We start from the raw sequence: 19,594 nt of genomic DNA, 5'->3' as shown, positions 1-19,594 counted from the left end.
AGGTAACTATGAAAGATAAAAAAGTAATAGTGTCCTTAAAAGGCATATCAAAAACATATGACAATGATGTCAAGGTCGTCAAGAATATTGATCTGGATATTTATGAGGGCGAGTTTTTGACTATTCTTGGAGCTTCTGGCTGCGGCAAAACCACCACGCTGCGTATGATAGCTGGCTTTGAGGACGTTTCCTCCGGCGATATTTGTATCGACGGCAGCTCCGTGATAGGTGTTCCGCCTTATAAAAGGCAAGTAAATACGGCTTTTCAAAGTTATGCTTTGTTTCCTCATCTTAGCGTTTATGACAACATTGCATATGGTCTGAAATTAAAAAAAGTTTCCAAAGCAGAGATACACGAAAGTGTTTCACATATGCTTTCGCTTATCAGGTTAGACGGATATGAAAAAAGGAAGCCTGCTCAGCTTTCAGGCGGACAAAAACAGCGTGTATCTATTGCAAGAGCACTCATCAATAATCCAAAGGTATTGTTGCTTGACGAACCATTGGGGGCTCTTGACCTTAATCTCAGAAAGCAGATGCAGCTGGAATTGAAAACAATGCAGAAAAAGCTTGGCATAACATTTATATACATCACTCACGATCAGGAAGAGGCTCTGACGATGAGTGACAGGATTGCTGTAATGCACAAGGGCATACTTGAACAGGTCTGTTCCCCAAAGGAACTTTATATGAAGCCAAAAACAAAATATGTTGCAGAATTTATCGGTGAGTCAAATATCTTCGAGGGCGTAGTAAAGGACAGAAATAGCGACAACTGCACAGTTGCGATCGAAAGTGGAAACATCCTGTGCAGCGGTGATGGTTATGTTGCAGGACAAATGGTATATGTTTGCATTCGTCCAGAAAAAGTACGGATCACAAGAAAAGCAGGAAGCGGCAATTCACTGCCAGCCGAGATAAAGGAGCAGATATTTACTGGCAATATGATGAAACATATTGCCGTGCTTTCTAACGGACACGAGATAAAAGTTGCAGACATTGCTTCCTACAACGATATAAATATCGGTGACAAGGTATATCTTGAATGGGACGCAAAGGACGCTGTAATGATCAAAAATCCGACAGGCCCTATGGCCGAAAATTTTGACACATTGCGGGGGGTGCAGTAAATGACAACATCACGCAGCAGGTTCAATTTCACGGCACTTGTATATATTCTCCCACTAACTTTGGCACTTCTGCTGCTGGTGGTACTTCCACTTTTATATGTTGGAGCAATGAGTTTTATGGGACGTGGCGCATACGGCGGCACTATCAGAAGATTTACAGTTGACGCTTATGAGTCTCTTGCAGATTTTACTTATCTCAAAGCCGTAGGAAGATCAATATGTATGGCTCTTAAAAGTTCTGTATTATGCATATTGCTTGGATATCCATTTACCTTTATTGTGGCAAGAAAGTGGAAAAAATCAGGCAAGCTGCTTATGTTTCTGCTCATGATACCTGTTTACACCAGTAGCCTTGCAAGACTATATAGCCTTGTTATAATGTTTAATTCATCTGGCTTGATAAATACTGCTCTTATGAAGCTTCATATCATAAGCTCACCTTTGCAGATACTTTATACAAACGGCTCGATCACAATTGGGTTTGTACAATATCTTCTGCCGTTTGCAGTAATGCCGTTATATTCATCTATAGAAAAACTTGACGAAGCAACTATCGAGGCGTCTTATGACCTTGGAGCAGGCAAGATAAAGACCTTCATAAAGGTAATTCTCCCTATGACTTTTCCGGGAATAATCGCAGCATTTATCATTCTTTTTGTTCCTGCTATAGGCACATATTTTATTACAGATGTTATCGGCGGTGGAACAGTATATATGATAGGTAACATTATATGCAACCAATTTCTCAGTGCAAGGAACTGGCCTCTCGGTGCAGCACTCTCAGTGTGCGTTGTAATATTCATTCTGCTTATGCTTTATCTTTACAGTAGGATAGGAAACCTTGATGATTTGGGGGCGATGTAAATGAAAAACAGCAAACTTGTAAATAAAATAACGAATGCTTATGTTATGCTGATATATGTGTTTGTATTTATCCCTGTAATAGTTATGATCGCATTTTCATTCAACAGCCTGCCTTCAAATCAGCATTGGGAAAGCTTCACGCTTGATTATTACAGCAAACTGTTTTCTGATAGTGAAATGATCCAAGTACTTATAAACTCACTTACACTGGCAGTAATAAGTACGCTTGCCGCTATCTTTATCGGCACCCTTGGTGCATATGCGCTTTGCAGGCTTAAATTCAAGGGCCGTTCGTTTCTGAATTTTATGGTTTTTGTACCTATGGTGATCCCAGAAATAGTTATAGCGGTAGCATTTCTTGGGCTTACAGGTGCAGCTGGCATATCAAAAGGCTTTGGGGTTATGGTATGTGCGCATACTATATTCATTCTTCCGTATATTATTGTTACGCTCAAGTCAAGATTTGCAGACTATGATGTTTCTATAGAAGAAGCTTCACTTGACCTTGGTGCAAACCAGATATATACATTCATACACATCATCTGTCCTATGATACTTCCAGGTATTTTTACTGGCGGACTTATGGCATTCTCGCTGTCATTTGACGATCTTATCGTATCAAATTTTCTCAGCAACACGGGATATACCACACTTCCTGTAAAAATATACTCAAATCTGAAGGTAGGTATCTCACCTGAATATAACGCATTGTTCACCATAATACTTGCGGTAATGCTTATAGCTACCGCGGCTATTGCAATAAAAAAGAAAAGAGGAAAGTAAAATGAAAAGAAGAAAATTTTTGGCGTTGACAGCAGCATTGGTATTGGCGGCAACAACCGGACTGGCTTCCTGCGGAAACAATTCAGGCAACAAAGGCGACACAAAAGAACTTAATATGATTCTCTACCCTGACTATGTCCCTCAATCTGTTATTGACAGCTTTGAAAAAGAAACAGGCATAAAGTGTAATATCGACTATGTTGACAATGATACTCTCATCTATACCAAGTGGTCAGAAGATCCCAAGGGTTATGATATTGGTCAGCCTGCTATTTCTACTCTGCACGCACTTATCGATGCAGATATGCTTCAAGAAACAAGCTATGAAGATATTCCAAACAGCAAATATATTTCTACAGATAAATGTGATATCTCACTGAATGACAATGACAAGAAGTACTCTATTCCATATAACACCACCGGCGGTTACACTTGGATATACAACACAAAGACCTGTCCTGTCACTATCACAAAAATGGATGATCTTCTTGATGAAAAGCTTCGTGGTCAGATCGTTACAATGCCTTATTCGTTCATGTGGTATCCGTCAGCACTTATGCACCTTGGATATTCAGACTCCTCTACAGACGAAAAGGAGATTGCTGAAGCAACAGAATGGGTCAAGAAGCTTACTGCGAACGTAAAGGTGTTCGACGGTGCAACACCAAGTTCTTCTGTGAAAAATGGCGAATGCAGTGTCGCTCTTACATTTGCAAGTGACGCTTCAAGGGCGCTTCTTGATGACCCTGATCTTGATTACCTCAAGGTAGAAGACCAGACATTTATGCAATGCACACAGTATTGGGTTATTGGAAAGCAATCGCCTAACAGTAAGAATGCTGAAAAGTTTATTGATTATATATGCGACCCTAAAATTTATGCAGAGTGTTTGAATACATACCCTGCTATATCAAATAATGAGGAAGCGCTGAATTATGTTTCCGATGATTATAAGAAAATAGAAGGTATGTTTGAGATCCCTGATGATAAAAAATCATACATTCTCAATTCGGACATCCCTACTGACGCACTTTCCGCATATGATGAACAATGGAATAAGATCATGTCAAACTAAGGAGTGATCCTACAATGAGCAAAGATTATTCTGAGATAGCATACAAACATACACGTTTTTTTGTTGAAGAATGCGGAGAGCGTATCGCAGGCACTGCACAGATGAACAAGGCAGCAGAACACGCTGTCGAAGTGTTCAGATCTCTCGGCATGAAATATATCCAGCATCATTTTCAAGTACCTGTTTGCAGCACTGAAAAAAGCGTTGTTGAGTTGATCTCAAACAAGCAGATCACACCTCTGCCACATACTAATGTGTGCTTCTGCACAGATACACCAGAGGGTGGCTTAACAGCGGAAGCTGTACTTATACATTCAGACGTCAAGAAAATGGGTGTTATCGGCGAGATCTATCCTATCAGTGACAAGTGTATAAAAACAGATATCAAAGGAAAGATCGTAGTTATAGAGCGAAGCGTTCTTATGGATTACCCAGATATAGACACCTACAAGGTACTTGAAAAATATAAGCCCGCTGCCGTAATATTCACAACAGACGAGTCACAGCAAGGCATACCATATGTGTATTCAAATTTTGAGTACAGAGAAGCACAGTATATGCTGCCGTCATTCATAATGAACAAAAATGATGTGAATAAACTGTTCAGCCAAAATGATAAGGTCATACTGCACGTTGAATTAAAAACTCAGGTTCAGAAAAAAGAAAGCACCAATACGATAGGTGTGATAGAGGGTACAGACAAGCAAGATGAAGTGATCTTGATCTCAGGTCATCTTGACTCGGCAGTCAGCAGCAAAGGTGCTGTTGATGATGCAGGTGCAATAGGCACTGTTATGGCATTAGCAGAAAAATACAAGGCTCTATCCGACAAGGGCGTCAGAACACATAGGACCTTGTATTTTGCCTGCTGGTCGGGTCACGAACCTGGTCTGCACGGAAGCAAATACTTTTTGCAGCAAAACCAGGACATTTACAAACGTATAAAATATAATATCAATTACGATATCATTGGAATGGCAACGCCTTATTCCATAACCTATGCAGGCGTAAAAGACTTTGAAGCGATATTTGAAAAAATAATTGAAAAGTGCGGCTCAACGTTGGACATTTTTTCCGGACCTGTTCCCTGTGACACACTAAATCTCACATCAAACAAAATCCCTAGTCTTACTATGTCAAACGGTGGATTCGTATGGGGACATACGCCTGCTGATGATATGAAAAACATTGACAAAAGGGGCTTTGATCAGCCTATTGATTTCTCAAGTGAGCTTATAAACTATCTTGACAGCCTTGAAAAAATACCTCAGGGATACACTGATGATATTGAAAAACAGCTTGATATATATGCCACACGATATGGCTGGGATTTCTGACAGGAGGCATATGTTATGAAAATAATTGATCTGAGCGGCGAATATACAGAAAAAATGTGGTATTATGGTGAGCCATATACGCCATACAGCGTAAAAGATCTTGCGTGTGTCGATAAAAATGGCTATATCGCAAGAGAATATACACTGACAGCCCACACAGGCACTCACATAGAAAACAGCGCTCATTGGAGCGAAAACGCACAGGGAATAAGCGAGACCCCTATTGAGAAATTCGCAGGTAACGCTCGGTTACTTTACCTGCCGTTCTCAGAAAGCAAAGAGATAACAGTGAAAAGACTAAAAGCAGCAGGTGCTGATGGTCTTGAAAAAGACGAGATATGTATTATCCGAACAAATTGGGATAGCTTTTGGAACAAAAAAGAATATGTATCTGAAAGCCCATATATTACAGTACCTGCGGCAGAATATCTTGTGTCAAAGGGAATAAAACTCGTGGGAATGGACAGCCCTATGATAGGCGATCCGAATGACGGGATCTCATCAGTAGGAGCTGACCTCGTTCTTCCCGACTATAAGTTTTCAGAAGCAGGGATACCGATAATACTTGGCCTTGTAAATTTATCATCTCTGCCTGAAAAGTTCTTTTTTACAGCCTTTCCACTAAAACTGCATAACGGTGAAGGAAGTCCCTGCCGTGCAACCGCAATAACATTTTAAGATAAAGGAGCTATTTATTATGGAATATGAAATTCAGAAACATCTGCATTATGCAGGAATACCAAGTTTTAATCTTTATCCGTACACACAGGATACCGAATGTGCTGACATAACTATAATGGGTGTACCTTTCGATAGTGGTGTTACAAATCGTCCAGGTGCAAGACTTGGACCAAGAGCTATAAGAAATATGAGTCAGCTCACAAACTGCTTTGCCTACCCATGGAGCTACAAACTCAGCGATAAAGCAAAGATCGTTGATTACGGCGATGTAGGATACTATGTGGGTGCAAATACAACGAAGGTAATGCTTGAGGAAACGTATAATACTGCCAAAAAAGTTTTTGAATCTGGCAGCAAACTTCTTACCCTTGGCGGAGACCACACTATTCCATATGGTATGGTCAGAGCTGCAAGCGAAAAGTTTGGAAAACTTGCTCTGCTGCATTTTGACTCTCATCAGGACAGCACTCCGTCCACTGATGGAAATGTATCCCACGCAAACTTCGCATATGACTTACAGGCTGAGGGGTGTATCGACCCGTCACATTCGGCGCAGGTTTTTATAAGAACTGAAATGACTAAATGTGGATATAATATTTTCTATGCTATGGACGCTGTAAATATGGATATGAAAGAGCTAGCTAGACAGTTGAAAGCCATTGTGGGCGATATGCCTGTATACATAACCTTTGATATCGACGCTCTCGATCCCTCGGCTGCACCAGGTACAGGTACGCCTGTTATCGGCGGTCCTACCTCAGCTCAGGCAAGGCGACTACTTTACGAACTGCGTGGTATCAATGTTGTAGCAGCAGATCTTGTAGAGGTGCTTCCCGCATATGACCACAGCGAGATCACCGCACTTGCGGCGGCAACGATCGCACAGGACCTTATGTATCTTATGTATAATAAAGAATAAATCTCGCATCTCCAGCCCATAGTTTTACCTATGGGCTAAAGGTGTTTTTAGGAGTGATAACAAATGAACTGCGAAGATTTAATGAACATTCCCAAAATATATTCAGGAATGAAGCTTATAGCGGGTGGATCAGGAATGTACAGAAACATACGGTGGATATATTTTGCCGATTGTACACAATGTCTTTCAGATGATTTTAAAGTCTCACAGTTGATACACGGAGGAGAACTTGTTATTGTCACAAATGCAGCACTCACAGACAATGATGACAAAATGCTCAGTATGATTGTGGAAATGAACCAAAAGAATATAGCTGGGCTTGTTATAAATGTCGGACAGATATCACCTATGCTGACCGAATACTGCAATGACAACGAACTACCGCTGTTTGAACTGTCCTATGATCTGCACCTCATTGATCTTTCACAGATCGTATGCAAGGCATTGGTGGAAGAAGAAAGCAACACAAACTCGATAGATCAGCTTCTTGCTGCAATAATTTATTCCTCTAATATAAATGACGCTGATATAAAGATACGGGCAGGCTATCTAGGCACTAATATATCGGATAAAAATCATATAGTCGTGCTGAAGTTAAACAAAAACAACAAACTTCAGGACTCTTATGAAAATCTGCAAAGATATATCAGATATGAATTTAAAAACTATGGTTTGCAAAAAATGCTGATGCTCTGGCAAATAGATACAGGCATAATGCTTATCCCCTCGGAGTTATTTAGCCGCGATCTGCTCTCCAATATATTCACAAGGATAATAGACCACATTAGTTCTTACTACGGCGTTGACGCAAAGGCAGGGATAGGATCTGCATATGAATACATATCGGAATTAAAGAAAAGCTTTCAGGAAGCTCTGAACTCCATTAAAATATCACACTCTGAAAGTAAAAGTCAGAAAGTATTCTTTTACGATAATCTCGGTATCTACTCGCTTATCGCGCAGATAAAAAATGATAAGTTTCTTGATGAATATGTAAATAATCATATAGGCAAACTGATACAATCTGATGTTTTGCAGGAGGGCGACCTTTGCAAAACGCTTGAAGCCTATCTTGATCATAACTGCAACGCTGCCGCAGCAGCAGAGCACCTGTTTATCCACAGGAATACAATGCGCTATCGTATGGATAAGATCAAAAAGATACTTTGCTGCGAACTTGATGATCTTGACGTCTATCTTGAACTTAAAATGGCGTTTGAGATCAAAAACTATCGTGAAAGTCAAAAAGATCAGTCATAATTTATTGTGTGCATACACCACAATAAAGATTATAAAGACAACACATTGCTGTTATACTGTTTTTTTCTTATAATTATATCAAAGGAAAAAACTTTCCGTAATAAAAGAACAGGAGTGACTTTATAATGCTAAGAAATTCATTGCCAACTATAATTACAGATAAGGTTCCAGGACCAAATGCCTGTGTACTTTTGAAAAAAAGGGACAACGCACTGCCTAAAGCGCTCTGTGGCTATACATATCCTATATGTATCAAGCGTGGAGAGGGCGCAATGCTCGAAGATGTTGACGGAAACATCTTTCTTGATTTTATCGGAGGTGTCGGCGTTCTCAACATCGGCTACAGCAGACCTGAGGTCGTGAAAGCTGTTCAAGATCAGGCAGAAAAATATTTTCACTGCATTTTCAATGTGGTGGCACACAGTGGTTACATTGAACTTGCTGATAGGCTCAACAAACTTATGCCATGCAAAGGTGATAAACTGAAAACATTCTTTGCAAACAGCGGTGCAGAGGCAGATGAGAATGCAGTAAAGATAGCCAAAGCATATACAGGAAGAAAAGGCATCATCTGCTTCTCTGGTGCATTCCACGGAAGAACAAATCTTACAATGGCTCTTACAGCAAAAAAATCTTATGCAAAGGGAATGGGTCCTTTCCCGTCTGATATTTACAGAGCTGAGTTCCCTTACCTTTATCATGCACCAAAAGGATATTCTGAACAAGAAGCGATAGCATATTACCTAGACAAACTCAACACTCTTTTTGATGAAGCTGCACCTGCCAGTGATATTGCAGCAATGATAGTCGAACCTGTTCAAGGAGAGGGTGGTTTTGTCCCCGCACCTATCGAATGGGTAAAAGCCGTCAGAAAGATATGCGACGATAATGGTATTTTACTTATTGCTGATGAAGTACAGTGTGGAAACTGTCGAAGTGGCAGATACTATGCCTCAGAATATTGGAAGGAAGCAGGTGCTGCACCAGATATTATAGCAACAGCAAAATCTCTTGGCGGCGGCGTTCCAATAAGTGCAATAACCGCCCGTGAGGAAATTATGGATTCAGTACCTGTGGGAACTATTGGCGGAACATATTGTGGAAATCCTCTTGCCTGTGCTTCTGCACTCAAGGTAATGGATATAATGCTGGAAGAAGATTATGCAGGCAAAGCTGAAGAAATAGGTAAAAAGGCAACTATATTTTTCAGCGGTCTTAAAGAAAAATATGAAGAGGTAGGAGATGTAAGAGGTCTTGGCTCGATGCTTGGCGTGGAATTTGTAAAGACTAAAGCAGAAAAAGAACCAAACGGCGAACTTGTTTCTAAGGTGATACAGAACGCCCTTCAAATGGGACTTATGCTTGAAAATGCTGGCACACACGGAAACGTTATAAGATTTCTTGTCCCTCTGTGTGTAACAGACGAACAACTTGAAAAAGGCTTTGAGATATTTGAGACCGCTTTGGTAAAAGCAAAGTCTGATAAATAATACAAGAAAAGAGGTATTAAACGTGAGTATGGATTTTAATTACTACCTGCCTGTAAATATTGTTTTTGGAAGAGGAAAAGTCAGCTCTGTTGGAATCATCGCAAGCGATCACGGCAAAAAGGCACTTGTTGTCACAGGAAAAAGCAGCACAAAGCGCTCTGGGTTGCTTAACCGAATTTGCAGTCACTTAAAAAAATCAGGTATCGAATATACTGTTTTTGATAAAGTACCACAAAATCCTCTTACAACGACAGCTGAGCAAGCTGCACGAATAGCAAAAGACAACGGCTGCGATATGGTCATAGGCGTCGGCGGTGGAAGCGTTATGGATTGTGCAAAGGCAGCAGCATTTATCGCAGTAAATGACGGTGATATAAATGACTACATATTCAATCGTCTGAAAAGCGGCAAAGCTCTGCCGATAATACTTATCCCAACGACCTGCGGAACAGGCAGTGAGGGAAACGGATTTGCTGTATTAACAAACCCGGAAAACGGAGATAAAAAATCACTAAGATGCAATGCAATAGTTGCAAAGGCGTCTATCATTGATTCTGAATGTATGATGACTATGCCGAAAAATGTTTTGGCAAGTGTCGGTTTTGATGCCTTTTGTCACTGTATGGAAGCCTATATAAGCCGCATTGCTCAACCATTTACGGATATTATGTGCGAAAAGGCAATGAAGCTTATTGCAGATGATCTTCCAAAGCTTTTTAAGGGTGACAATAACCCAGAGTACTGGGACAAGATAAGTCTTGCAAGCACAATGGGGGGAATGGTCATAAATACCGCAGGTGTTACACTTGCACACGGTATGGAACACCCTGTCAGCGGTTTCAAGAATGCCGTACACGGCAAAGGTCTTGCAGCCATAACCCCTGCAGTAACAGAAGCAAGCATAAAAGGTGACCCACAGAAACTTGCATTTATTTCAAAAGTGTTAGGCGGCAATAATGAGAATGATTGTGCAGAACAGATAACAAAATTTATCGACTCACTTCGTCTTACCTGTACGTTATCAGATTTTGGAGTAAAAGAAAGTGATATCGATATGCTGACAGACAGCTGTATGAAAGTTTCAGCAGCAGGTATATCCTATCATCCCGTAAAATTTGACAGGTCACACATAAGAGATCTATATTTAAAGTCACTGTAAATCAAGCCAAAGGAGTTCTTTCTATGCGCAGATATAAAACATACATTAACGGAGAATGGTTTGAAGGCACTTCGGGAATTGTTCTGAGATCTGTTGATCCTTCAAATAACCAAGAGTTAGGCGAGATAGTGCAAAACAGCAAGGAAGATGTGGAATATGCAATAGAAAGTGCCTCACGTTCCTTTTACAAAACCAGAGAATGGCGTGATCTTGATGTTCAGCAACGAAGCGACAAGCTTCTAAAGATCGCTGATATGATAGAGAGCGAGATTGATGAAATAGCTAAGACAGAGTCAATGGACAACGGCAAGCCCTTGCGTGAAGCGCAGGCAGATGTTGACGATGCTGTGCATTGTTTCCGTTATTATGCAGGGCTTATCCGTACACCAAGCGGTCAAACTTACAATGTAAACAGCAATTTCGGCAATATGCACTCATACACATTGAAAGAACCAGTGGGTGTCTGCGCACTTATCACACCTTGGAATTTTCCATTTTTGATGAGCGTATGGAAAATAGCCCCTGCACTTGCGGCTGGCAACAGTATAATTTTCAAGCCAAGCTCTGAAACGGTACTTTCGGCATTGAAGCTTTTTGAGATACTTGATAAATGTGATCTACCAAAAGGCACTGCAAATCTGGTCATCGGTTCAGGAAGCACAGTTGGAAATCTTTTAGCCGAAAGCAAAAAGGTAGATATGATTACATTCACAGGCAGCACATCCGTTGGGCAAGGCATAATGCGTGCTGCTGTTGGCAACGTAAAGAAAATAGGGCTTGAACTCGGTGGAAAGTCACCTAATATCGTCTTTGCAGACACGGATATCGACAAGACCGTTGAATGGGTAATGATGGGTATATTTTTAAATCAAGGAGAAGTCTGCTGTGCAGGATCAAGGCTGATAATAGAAAAATCGATAAAGGATAAATTTCTAAAAAAACTTGTCGAGAGAACTGATAAGCTTACCCTTGGCGCTCCTCTTGATAACCCTGATATGGGTCCGCTCATATCAAAAAAGCATATGCAGGACGTACTTGGATATATTGAAAAAGGAAAGGCAGAGGGAGCAAAACTTCTTTGCGGTGGATACAAATGTACAGATGACGATCTTGTCAACGGAAATTTCATCAAGCCTGCCATATTTGACGATTGCACCCCTGATATGTCAATAGTTCGTGAAGAAATATTTGGTCCTGTACTTACTGTGCTGACTTTTGAAACAGAGGAAGAAGCAATAGAATTGGCAAATGATACAGATTATGGACTCGCAGGTGCTGTTTTCTGCAATGATACCGCAAAAGCTCTAAGGGTGATAAAAGAAGTTCGTGCAGGTATAACGTGGATAAACTGCTATAACCCAGCCTTTTCAGAAGCCCCGTGGGGTGGCTACAAAATGAGTGGTATTGGCAGAGAACTTGGTACAAGCGGTCTTGATGAATATCAGGAAACAAAGCAGATAAACATAAATATATCTGGTACACCTCTTGGGTGGTATAACCACTAGATTATACAAACCGCCGCAGGTCACGAATTAATGCGACCTGCAGCGGAATTTTTTTATCCCCCTTATTTCAAAAACTCCCCACTTTTTGAAATAACACCCCTCGCTCCCCACTCCTTATTTCAAAAGCACCCCCTATCAACGTTTACATCTGCAAAATTTACACTTTGTTTACAAAATGTAATCGTTATCCTAAGCAGCCAGCTTAACAAATCGTGGAAATAATGTGGTATAATGACAGTACAAAATAAGTAGTGCAAAAAGCACTATAGAAGAATATGGAGGAATTTCTTATGAAGAATGGTTATTTAGTATTATCACTTGTTATTTCAACATTGATTTTAAGTTCTTGTGGAAACAATACTAAAAGCAGCAATAAATCAATCAATAATTCACAGCAAACCGATTTCACAACAACAACGATCTCAACAACAACGTCAGATGAGGTTGCGACCACCACGCTAACCACAAGCGAGGTTACGCAAGATGTCCATGAAGATACATTTATAACAAATGTAAAAAAGAAATTAGATTATGCAAAAGAAAATATGTCTGTTTTTGATTATGACGAAAACAGCATTAATGAAACTGAAACCAGAAACATTGAGGTTATCTGCACTATAACTGTTAACAACACACCAACAAAACTTAAATGCACTATTACCGGCTCAGATGATAACAGCATTGAAAGTATGTCTATCATATATGATGATCTAGGAGAATGGATAAGGGAATATTACGAAGACGCAGACTGTACTATTGAAAAAACGAGCGATGAAATTTCGGAAGTTGACGCTTTAAATATACTCAGAATGTTTTATGCCAGTGCAATTTTATACACTGATGTTGGTCTTTCTTCTGAAGATATTAGCGATTCGTGTGATATTCTTGACACTTCTTTAGAAAGATATAGGTACACCGGAGATTACTTAACTGACGAGTCTGATTCGGTTTCGGTAAAATGCGGAAACTATGTCTACCTGTTATCCATAACACCAAATGGAAGTAATGCACTCTCATTGTCAGTATATAGTATTGATTATTATAACGAAAACATGGATTTAGCTGGTTTACCACATTATAGCGGACCAGAAATATAATAATTTTTTTAATCACGAAAATACAAATCACAGAAAGAAGATGTTAAAGCATGAAACAAATCGTATGCGAAGTTTGCGGTAGCAATGATTTAGTCAAAGAGGACGGCTGCTTTATCTGTCAGTATTGCGGTGCTAAATATTCACCTGAAGAAGCTAAACGTCTTATTGTCGAAGTTAATGGCAAGGTCGATGTGTCAGGAAGTAAAGTCACAGTCGATAACACCTCTTTTGTAGAGCGTTCCCTCGAAAACGCACGCCGTGCAAAAGCTAAAGAAGATTGGGAAGAATGTGAAAAATACTATAACATGGTAGAGCAGTATGAGCCAACAAATATTGAGGCTATTTTTTACTCCAGCTATGGAAAAGCAAGAATGGCACTTGTAGATTCTGACCGCTTTAAAAGAGAACAGAAAATTAAAGTGTTAAAAAATTCGATATCTGTAATTGATGACAATTATGATAGCTCACCAAAAAAATACGAAGAAAACAAAGCTTTGATTCAAAGAATCAATTCTGATTTGCTTGCTTTTTTAAATAGTTCATTTGTAATGAATACAACGACTGAATATGGTAAGAATGGCAGTTATACAACTAATGATAGTGAATACACTTATGATATGTTCGTGGAACTATCATTGGGAATGATCGAATCAATAGAACATATCATACATACTATACCGGACAAATATAAGACAACATATCTTTGGAAAATCATACGCCAACAATATGCATATATATATTCTGTATGTCGAAAAACGTCCTACCGCCATAACTATAAAAATAAAAGGCAATGGCTTGATTCAATAAATAGAGTTGACGAAAAATTGAAACAGTTAGATCCTAATTATTTAGAAGCTGATCTTGAAGAACTTCCAAGAACAACCAATGAAGTAAATGCCATTATAGCCGCTGCAATCGTAATAATAATGATAATCGTATTAGTTATATACTACATTTCCCAATCAATGTGATAATGAACAATAAAAGCTAAAATCCATACGATTATCACTCGCTTTTTCCCCTGCATAAATTCCCCACCTCTGCAAATAATATTACTGCAATTTTGAAAAAACAACGGAGGTCATAAATATGAAAGCAACAGGAATTGTCCGCAGGATCGACGATCTCGGCAGAGTTGTCATACCTAAAGAAATAAGGCGCACCATGCGTATCCGTGAGGGCGACCCGTTGCAGACAACGTTGAAAAGCGAACTTGACTACCTGCTTGCACTCCTCAGACTGGCGGATAGGCTGTACATAAAATAATGTGAGAAAAAATATGTAAACAGCTTGACACATTGATAAAAATATGTTATTTTATATTTGTAACTTAAAATACGTTACAAATATAAAAAGGTGAGCATATGAAAGAATACTTAGAAAAAACTTTAAGACAAAGAGTTACGATCAAAGAAAATAACGACTTGTACGATAAACTTCCGCTGGCTTTTAAGGGACGATATGATATCTTAAATGTCGAAACCAACGGAATGGGCTGGCTTGCAATTCAGCCAAAGAACGATATTGGGCTTATTGCACTCCGAAAAGACAGAGCTAAAGTACAGAATATTTCAGGGCTGAACTGTGCCTTATTTCTTAGATCCGCTACCCCTTATATAAAGGAAAAACTTATAGAGGACGGTATCCCTTTTGTGCTGAAAGACAAGCAGATATATTTGCCGTTCATTGGCTGTCTGCTTTCAAATTCGGGCGAACGTGATATCGCACCTGTCGAGCTTATTTCATTTCTGACGCAAAAGCTGATACTTACTGCGATATATGAAAAGTGGGATAAAGTAACAGTATCAACAGCTGCCGAAAAATTGGATGTATCAAAAACGTCAGCAAGCAGATGTTTTGATGAAATAGAATACCTGAATGTGAATATTCTCGACACGAAAGGCAAGTCAAGAGCTATTACCATTCCGCCTGATGTAAAGCAGTTGTGGAAACAGATACAGCATATTTTGAGACAACCTGTTATCAGAAGATATGCTTTTCCAAGCGACATTCACTTGGAGAAAAAGGCCGGCATTACTGCTTTGTGTGAGTATTCATTGTTGTCAGATAATGACTTTCCTACCTATGGGGTGACAAAAAAAGAGCTGGCTGATACAGGTATAAAAAAGCTTAAACAAATTCGCAGAGGAGAAGAAATTGGCTGTGTTGTTCTTGAGCTTGGCTATTTCATTGACTATGGACAGAAGTCGATACAAGACCCCTTGAGCGTAGCTTTAGCATTGACCGATGAAGAAAAGCAGGACGAAAGAGTAATGATATCTATAAATGAAATGTTGGAGGAATATGTGTGGTAAAAGGACTAGACACTTTCAGAAATCATTTTGCCGGATATGAAGAACAGTATGTGCTTATAGGCGGTGCTGCCTGTGATATTGTATTTGAAAGCAACGACGCATCTTTTAGGGCGACAAGAGATCTTGATATGGTTCTTATCGTTGAGGCTCTCACGCCTGAATTTGGAGAAAAGCTTTGGGAGTTTATTGAGATCGGCAGATACAGAAACAAGGCCACGAATGGTCAAAAGCCGCAGTTTTACAGATTTGATAAACCTGAAGATGACACATATCCGAAAATGATAGAACTTTTTTGCAGGAATGATTTTGAACTCCGTGAGATGACAGGGATAACGCCGATTCACATAGATGATTCTGTTTCAAGCCTATCAGCAATACTGCTTGATGATGAGTATTACAAAGCCTTGATGGACGGAAGAGTTGTGCGAAATGGTTTATCCGTTCTTCGTCCCGAATATCTTATCTTGTTTAAAGCAAAGGCATATCTTGATTTAAAGCAGAGAAAAGACAACGGTGAATCTGTTGATTCCAGCGATATCAAGAAACACAAAAAGGACATTTTGAGAATAGCTGCTGAACTTGTACTTGAAAGCATATCAGAATTACCTGCAACAGTAAAAGCAGATATTGACGCTTTTATCGGCTCGCTGGAGCAAGAACCATTTGACAGCAATTCATTGAAAAGCTATGGGTTAGAAAATGATGATGTAATAGGGGTGTTACATAGGATTTTGGGATAGTTGACATATTTTTAAATTATAATGATTTGCCTTATCTAATCATATACAATGTCTTATTGTCAATGTCTATCATCTAGTGAAAAGTCACAGTAGCTCAAAGCATTGAAAAATGGACAAAATTTCTTTTCGAAAATCAAACATAGCAATTGACAACATAAACAAAATATTATATAATTAAGAATAAAATTACAACATTTTCAATCTTCAGAAGGAGTAAACATATGAGCAGCATTAAAGGTGGAGAGTATCCTCTCTCAAAAATTTTCAGTTCTGAATTCAATTATAATATACCATCATATCAGCGCCCATACGCTTGGACTATACAAGAAACAGGCATTTTATTTGATGATCTATATGATTTTTATAAAAATGAGGATAAGGAAGAAAACTACTTTCTTGGAAGCATAGTGCTTATCAAACAAGATGATGATCCAAAGTCAGATGTGATAGATGGTCAACAGCGACTTACAACACTTACTATTTTGTTTGCTATAATAGCACATAGTTTAAGTGACAGCGACGATAGAGATGAGTTTAAAAACTATATCAACGAAAAAGGCATCAAATCTCAGGGAATAAAGCCGAAACCACGTTTAAGGATCAGAGAAAGAGATAACGGTTTCTTCAAGGACTATGTTCAAGAGCTTAAAATAGACGAATTAACGTCTTTAAATCCAGAGTCTCAGGACACCGAAGCGAAAGCTAATATAATAAGAAATGCTCAAATCCTGCAACAGAAGATCAAGGATACTTTTGCCAATGAAGCAGATATTTTCGCTTTTGGCTCATTTTTAGTACAGCGTTGTTATATTGTGGTCGTTTCAACTCCGTCACAGCAGTCAGCATTCAGAATATTCTCTGTCATGAACAGCCGAGGAATGAACCTGCTTGCTACTGATATAATCAAATCTGATGTTATAGGTAAGATCAATGAAGACAATAGAGATGATTATACCGATAAGTGGGAAGAGATAGAAACTCAGCTTGGAAGAGATGATTTCAATGATCTCTTCGGATATATACGAATGATAAAAATGAAATGCAAAGCTAAGAAGTCTTTGCAAGAAGAGTTCTATAAGTATGTACTCACGGATATTAACAATGATACTGCTATAGAGTTTATTGATAATGTACTTGAACCATATTCGGACGCTTATAACATTATACGAAAAGCTATCTATACTTCAACTGAGAACGCAGAAAAGGTCAATAACATACTCAGATGGCTGAACAGGATCGACAACTCCGATTGGTTACCACCTGCTATGGTGTTTTACTGCAAGCATAAGACAGAATCAGACATATTGCTCACTTTCTTTGAGAAACTCGAAAGATTGGCAAGCTATATGCGAATGACTTCGTTTGACATTAACCATAGAATTGAAAGATATGCAAGACTTATCTCCAATCTTCAAGATGAAAATGATGATAGTATCTATGGGGAAAGCATTGAGCTTTCAGCATCTGAACAAAACGAATTCATATCTATGCTAAATTCAGATATTTATAAGATGACTGGAATAAAGCGAAATTACCTAATTCTTCGTCTGGATGCTTTTTTGTCAGATGGGGCAGCAAGTTACAAATCCAATGTATTATCAATTGAACATGTTCTTCCTCAAACAGTTTCACCTGGAAGCGAGTGGAATAAGACTTGGACTGATGTGGATGATAGATCATATTGGCTGAATAAGATAGGTAATCTCATCCCACTTACCAAGAGGCATAATTCAAAGGCACAAAACTATGATTTTAAGACAAAGAAGGAGAAATATTTTAAAAATACGGACGCAGGAGTAACTTCATATGCTCTAGCAACAGATGTGCTTAATTACGATGAATGGACTCCTGATATAGTGAAAGCAAGACAGAAAAAACTTATTGATACATATAAAAAAGGATGGGACTTAAAGGAATCTAAAGTTGATGCTGTTATAGATAATGCTGCGATTCAAGTGATCAAAACCATTTCAGAAAATGACATTAGAGCAAGAATATTGCGTATTCCGGCAAAAATAAAAGAACGAATTCCTGAATCCATGACATCATATACTGTGACCTTTAACGGAGAAACCGTCAAGGAATTAACTATTGCTAAGGAACGTGATTACTTTGCAAAGGTAACAGAGCTATACAAAAAATACGGACTAATTGACGCAGATGGGTCGTTCATTTCTAAGCAGATCATATGGAGTATGGATGAAAGCGGCACTCTTTCTGCGACAATAGAATAGCTATGAATTGTAAAAAGCAAGAAATATATATAATGCTGTGGAAAATAAAATATGTTTTTCATCCCGTCACATTAAAAGGTTCAACCCATATGAACTAAATTTTTTTTACACTAAACCGCCGCAGGTCACGAATTTATGTGACCTGCGGCGGTTTATCTTCATATACAAACCCAACCCCTGCACAAATTTTCTCGCTCTCCCCTACTTCGATAACCTCCGAAACTCCAGCGGAGAAACACCATAAGTGTCTGCAAAGACCTTTGCGAATTTTCCTTGATTTTCATACCCCACCGCACTTGCTATCTCAATGACCTTGAGATTGGTGGTTTCCAAAAGTTCAGCTGCTTTTTTCATACGTTTCTTGCGGAAATAGTTCAGATAACTGTCGCCAAGGATACCTTTCACATAGAACTTGAAATTGCTCTCACTAACGCCGAACCTTTCCGACAATTCTTTTGCAGTTATGCGAGTTGTCAAGTCGCTGAGTATCAGCGTTTCAGCCTCCTTGACCATAGCTATCTGTGAGCGTGTGAAATATGTGCTCGTTTTCATTATGCAAAATATCAAGATCTAGATAAAGCTGTATCCCCTCGTACAAACTTCTGGGGTAGTAAAAATTCTTTGTGGGCATTACTGTACTTATGCAGACTTGATTTTCCTTAACAATGGCATACCGTTTTTTGGCGAGAGAAACATCACATCGGCCGTGAATACAAAAATTGACTATCAGCATTCGCTCGCCAAAGATCGAGCTGTCTCCTTTTTCCCAGCTGCTTGTGTAAATCTCATTGAACGAAAGTCGAATAACAGGTGCCAATGTGTAAAGAGCCAACTGTCCCTCGGCTCCTAATCCTGTATAATAAAACTTGACACATACAAAACAATCAAAGTATAATAAAAACAAAGGAGTGTGTCATCAATGGGAACCGGAAAACAATATGATGAAGAGTTTAAAAAGCAGGCAATAAAGCTCGCAAAGGAGATTGGCACCAAGGCAGCAGCAGA

The 19,594-nt window shown here is 39.1% G+C and carries 17 protein-coding genes and 1 pseudogene; 17 read left to right on the top strand and 1 reads right to left on the bottom strand.

Going from position 1 to position 19,594, the window contains the following annotated elements:
* Positions 1 to 8 precede the first annotated feature (8 nt).
* The 17 genes and pseudogenes from AB5123_RS09625 (at position 9) to AB5123_RS09545 (ending at position 18,589) form a co-directional block, all read left to right on the top strand.
* Positions 9 to 1,130, top strand: a complete 1,122-nt coding sequence (locus AB5123_RS09625) for an ABC transporter ATP-binding protein (protein ID WP_368364746.1) — start codon at positions 9 to 11, stop codon at positions 1,128 to 1,130.
* The gene (locus AB5123_RS09620; protein ID WP_337811975.1) at positions 1,131 to 1,994 is read left to right on the top strand and encodes an ABC transporter permease subunit; all 864 of its coding nucleotides are present in this window, start codon (positions 1,131 to 1,133) and stop codon (positions 1,992 to 1,994) included.
* A complete protein-coding gene (locus AB5123_RS09615; RefSeq protein WP_195388583.1) occupies positions 1,995 to 2,777 on the top strand; it encodes an ABC transporter permease in 783 nt (260 codons plus the stop codon). It abuts the gene before it with no gap.
* Position 2,778: 1 nt separating this feature from the next.
* Positions 2,779 to 3,852 carry an extracellular solute-binding protein gene (locus tag AB5123_RS09610; RefSeq protein WP_337811974.1) on the top strand — a complete coding sequence of 358 codons (1,074 nt, stop codon included), beginning with the start codon at positions 2,779 to 2,781 and terminating at the stop codon, positions 3,850 to 3,852.
* A gap of 14 nt (positions 3,853 to 3,866) precedes the next feature.
* The gene (locus AB5123_RS09605) at positions 3,867 to 5,189 is read left to right on the top strand and encodes a M28 family peptidase (RefSeq protein ID WP_337811973.1); all 1,323 of its coding nucleotides are present in this window, start codon (positions 3,867 to 3,869) and stop codon (positions 5,187 to 5,189) included.
* Between the two features lie 15 nt (positions 5,190 to 5,204).
* Complete coding sequence (locus tag AB5123_RS09600; protein WP_118157298.1) at positions 5,205 to 5,867, top strand: cyclase family protein; 663 nt, start codon at positions 5,205 to 5,207, stop codon at positions 5,865 to 5,867.
* A gap of 19 nt (positions 5,868 to 5,886) precedes the next feature.
* Positions 5,887 to 6,789 (top strand): agmatinase, encoded by a 903-nt coding sequence (speB, locus tag AB5123_RS09595; RefSeq protein WP_195221175.1) that lies wholly within the window; start codon positions 5,887 to 5,889, stop codon positions 6,787 to 6,789.
* Between the two features lie 63 nt (positions 6,790 to 6,852).
* The gene (locus tag AB5123_RS09590) at positions 6,853 to 8,049 is read left to right on the top strand and encodes a PucR family transcriptional regulator ligand-binding domain-containing protein (RefSeq protein WP_332009028.1); all 1,197 of its coding nucleotides are present in this window, start codon (positions 6,853 to 6,855) and stop codon (positions 8,047 to 8,049) included.
* 125 nt (positions 8,050 to 8,174) lie between these two features.
* Positions 8,175 to 9,539, top strand: a complete 1,365-nt coding sequence (locus AB5123_RS09585; RefSeq protein WP_138338275.1) for an aspartate aminotransferase family protein — start codon at positions 8,175 to 8,177, stop codon at positions 9,537 to 9,539.
* A 28-nt stretch (positions 9,540 to 9,567) separates the two neighbouring features.
* A complete protein-coding gene (locus tag AB5123_RS09580) occupies positions 9,568 to 10,698 on the top strand; it encodes an iron-containing alcohol dehydrogenase (protein WP_041337464.1) in 1,131 nt (376 codons plus the stop codon).
* A gap of 23 nt (positions 10,699 to 10,721) precedes the next feature.
* The gene (locus tag AB5123_RS09575) at positions 10,722 to 12,203 is read left to right on the top strand and encodes an aldehyde dehydrogenase family protein (protein WP_278945515.1); all 1,482 of its coding nucleotides are present in this window, start codon (positions 10,722 to 10,724) and stop codon (positions 12,201 to 12,203) included.
* Positions 12,204 to 12,493: 290 nt separating this feature from the next.
* On the top strand, positions 12,494 to 13,300 hold the full coding sequence (locus AB5123_RS09570) for a hypothetical protein (protein WP_041337462.1): 807 nt from the start codon (positions 12,494 to 12,496) through the stop codon (positions 13,298 to 13,300).
* Between the two features lie 50 nt (positions 13,301 to 13,350).
* Positions 13,351 to 14,271: a TFIIB-type zinc finger domain-containing protein gene (locus tag AB5123_RS09565; protein WP_117864402.1), complete on the top strand. Its 921-nt coding sequence runs from the start codon at positions 13,351 to 13,353 to the stop codon at positions 14,269 to 14,271.
* 118 nt (positions 14,272 to 14,389) lie between these two features.
* Positions 14,390 to 14,494: pseudogene (locus tag AB5123_RS09560) on the top strand (AbrB/MazE/SpoVT family DNA-binding domain-containing protein); the annotation flags it as partial.
* Positions 14,495 to 14,664: 170 nt separating this feature from the next.
* Positions 14,665 to 15,615 (top strand): hypothetical protein, encoded by a 951-nt coding sequence (locus AB5123_RS09555; protein WP_337811972.1) that lies wholly within the window; start codon positions 14,665 to 14,667, stop codon positions 15,613 to 15,615.
* Complete coding sequence (locus tag AB5123_RS09550) at positions 15,609 to 16,355, top strand: hypothetical protein (RefSeq protein ID WP_337811971.1); 747 nt, start codon at positions 15,609 to 15,611, stop codon at positions 16,353 to 16,355. Before AB5123_RS09555 ends, AB5123_RS09550 begins: the two co-directional genes overlap by 7 nt.
* Positions 16,356 to 16,576: 221 nt before the next feature.
* Entirely contained in the window at positions 16,577 to 18,589 is a 2,013-nt protein-coding gene (locus tag AB5123_RS09545) for a DUF262 domain-containing protein (protein WP_368364745.1), read from the top strand.
* Between the two features lie 201 nt (positions 18,590 to 18,790).
* On the opposite strand, the gene AB5123_RS09540 is transcribed toward AB5123_RS09545, so the two are convergent.
* The gene (locus AB5123_RS09540) at positions 18,791 to 19,141 is read right to left on the bottom strand and encodes a helix-turn-helix domain-containing protein (RefSeq protein WP_368364744.1); all 351 of its coding nucleotides are present in this window, start codon (positions 19,139 to 19,141) and stop codon (positions 18,791 to 18,793) included.
* Positions 19,142 to 19,594 lie beyond the last annotated feature (453 nt).

The sequence above is a fragment of the Ruminococcus sp. RTP21204st1_B2_RTP21204_210225 genome, assembly GCF_040914135.1.
GTDB lineage: Bacteria > Bacillota > Clostridia > Oscillospirales > Ruminococcaceae > Hominimerdicola > Hominimerdicola aceti.
This window is presented reverse-complemented; position numbering and strand designations above follow the sequence as displayed.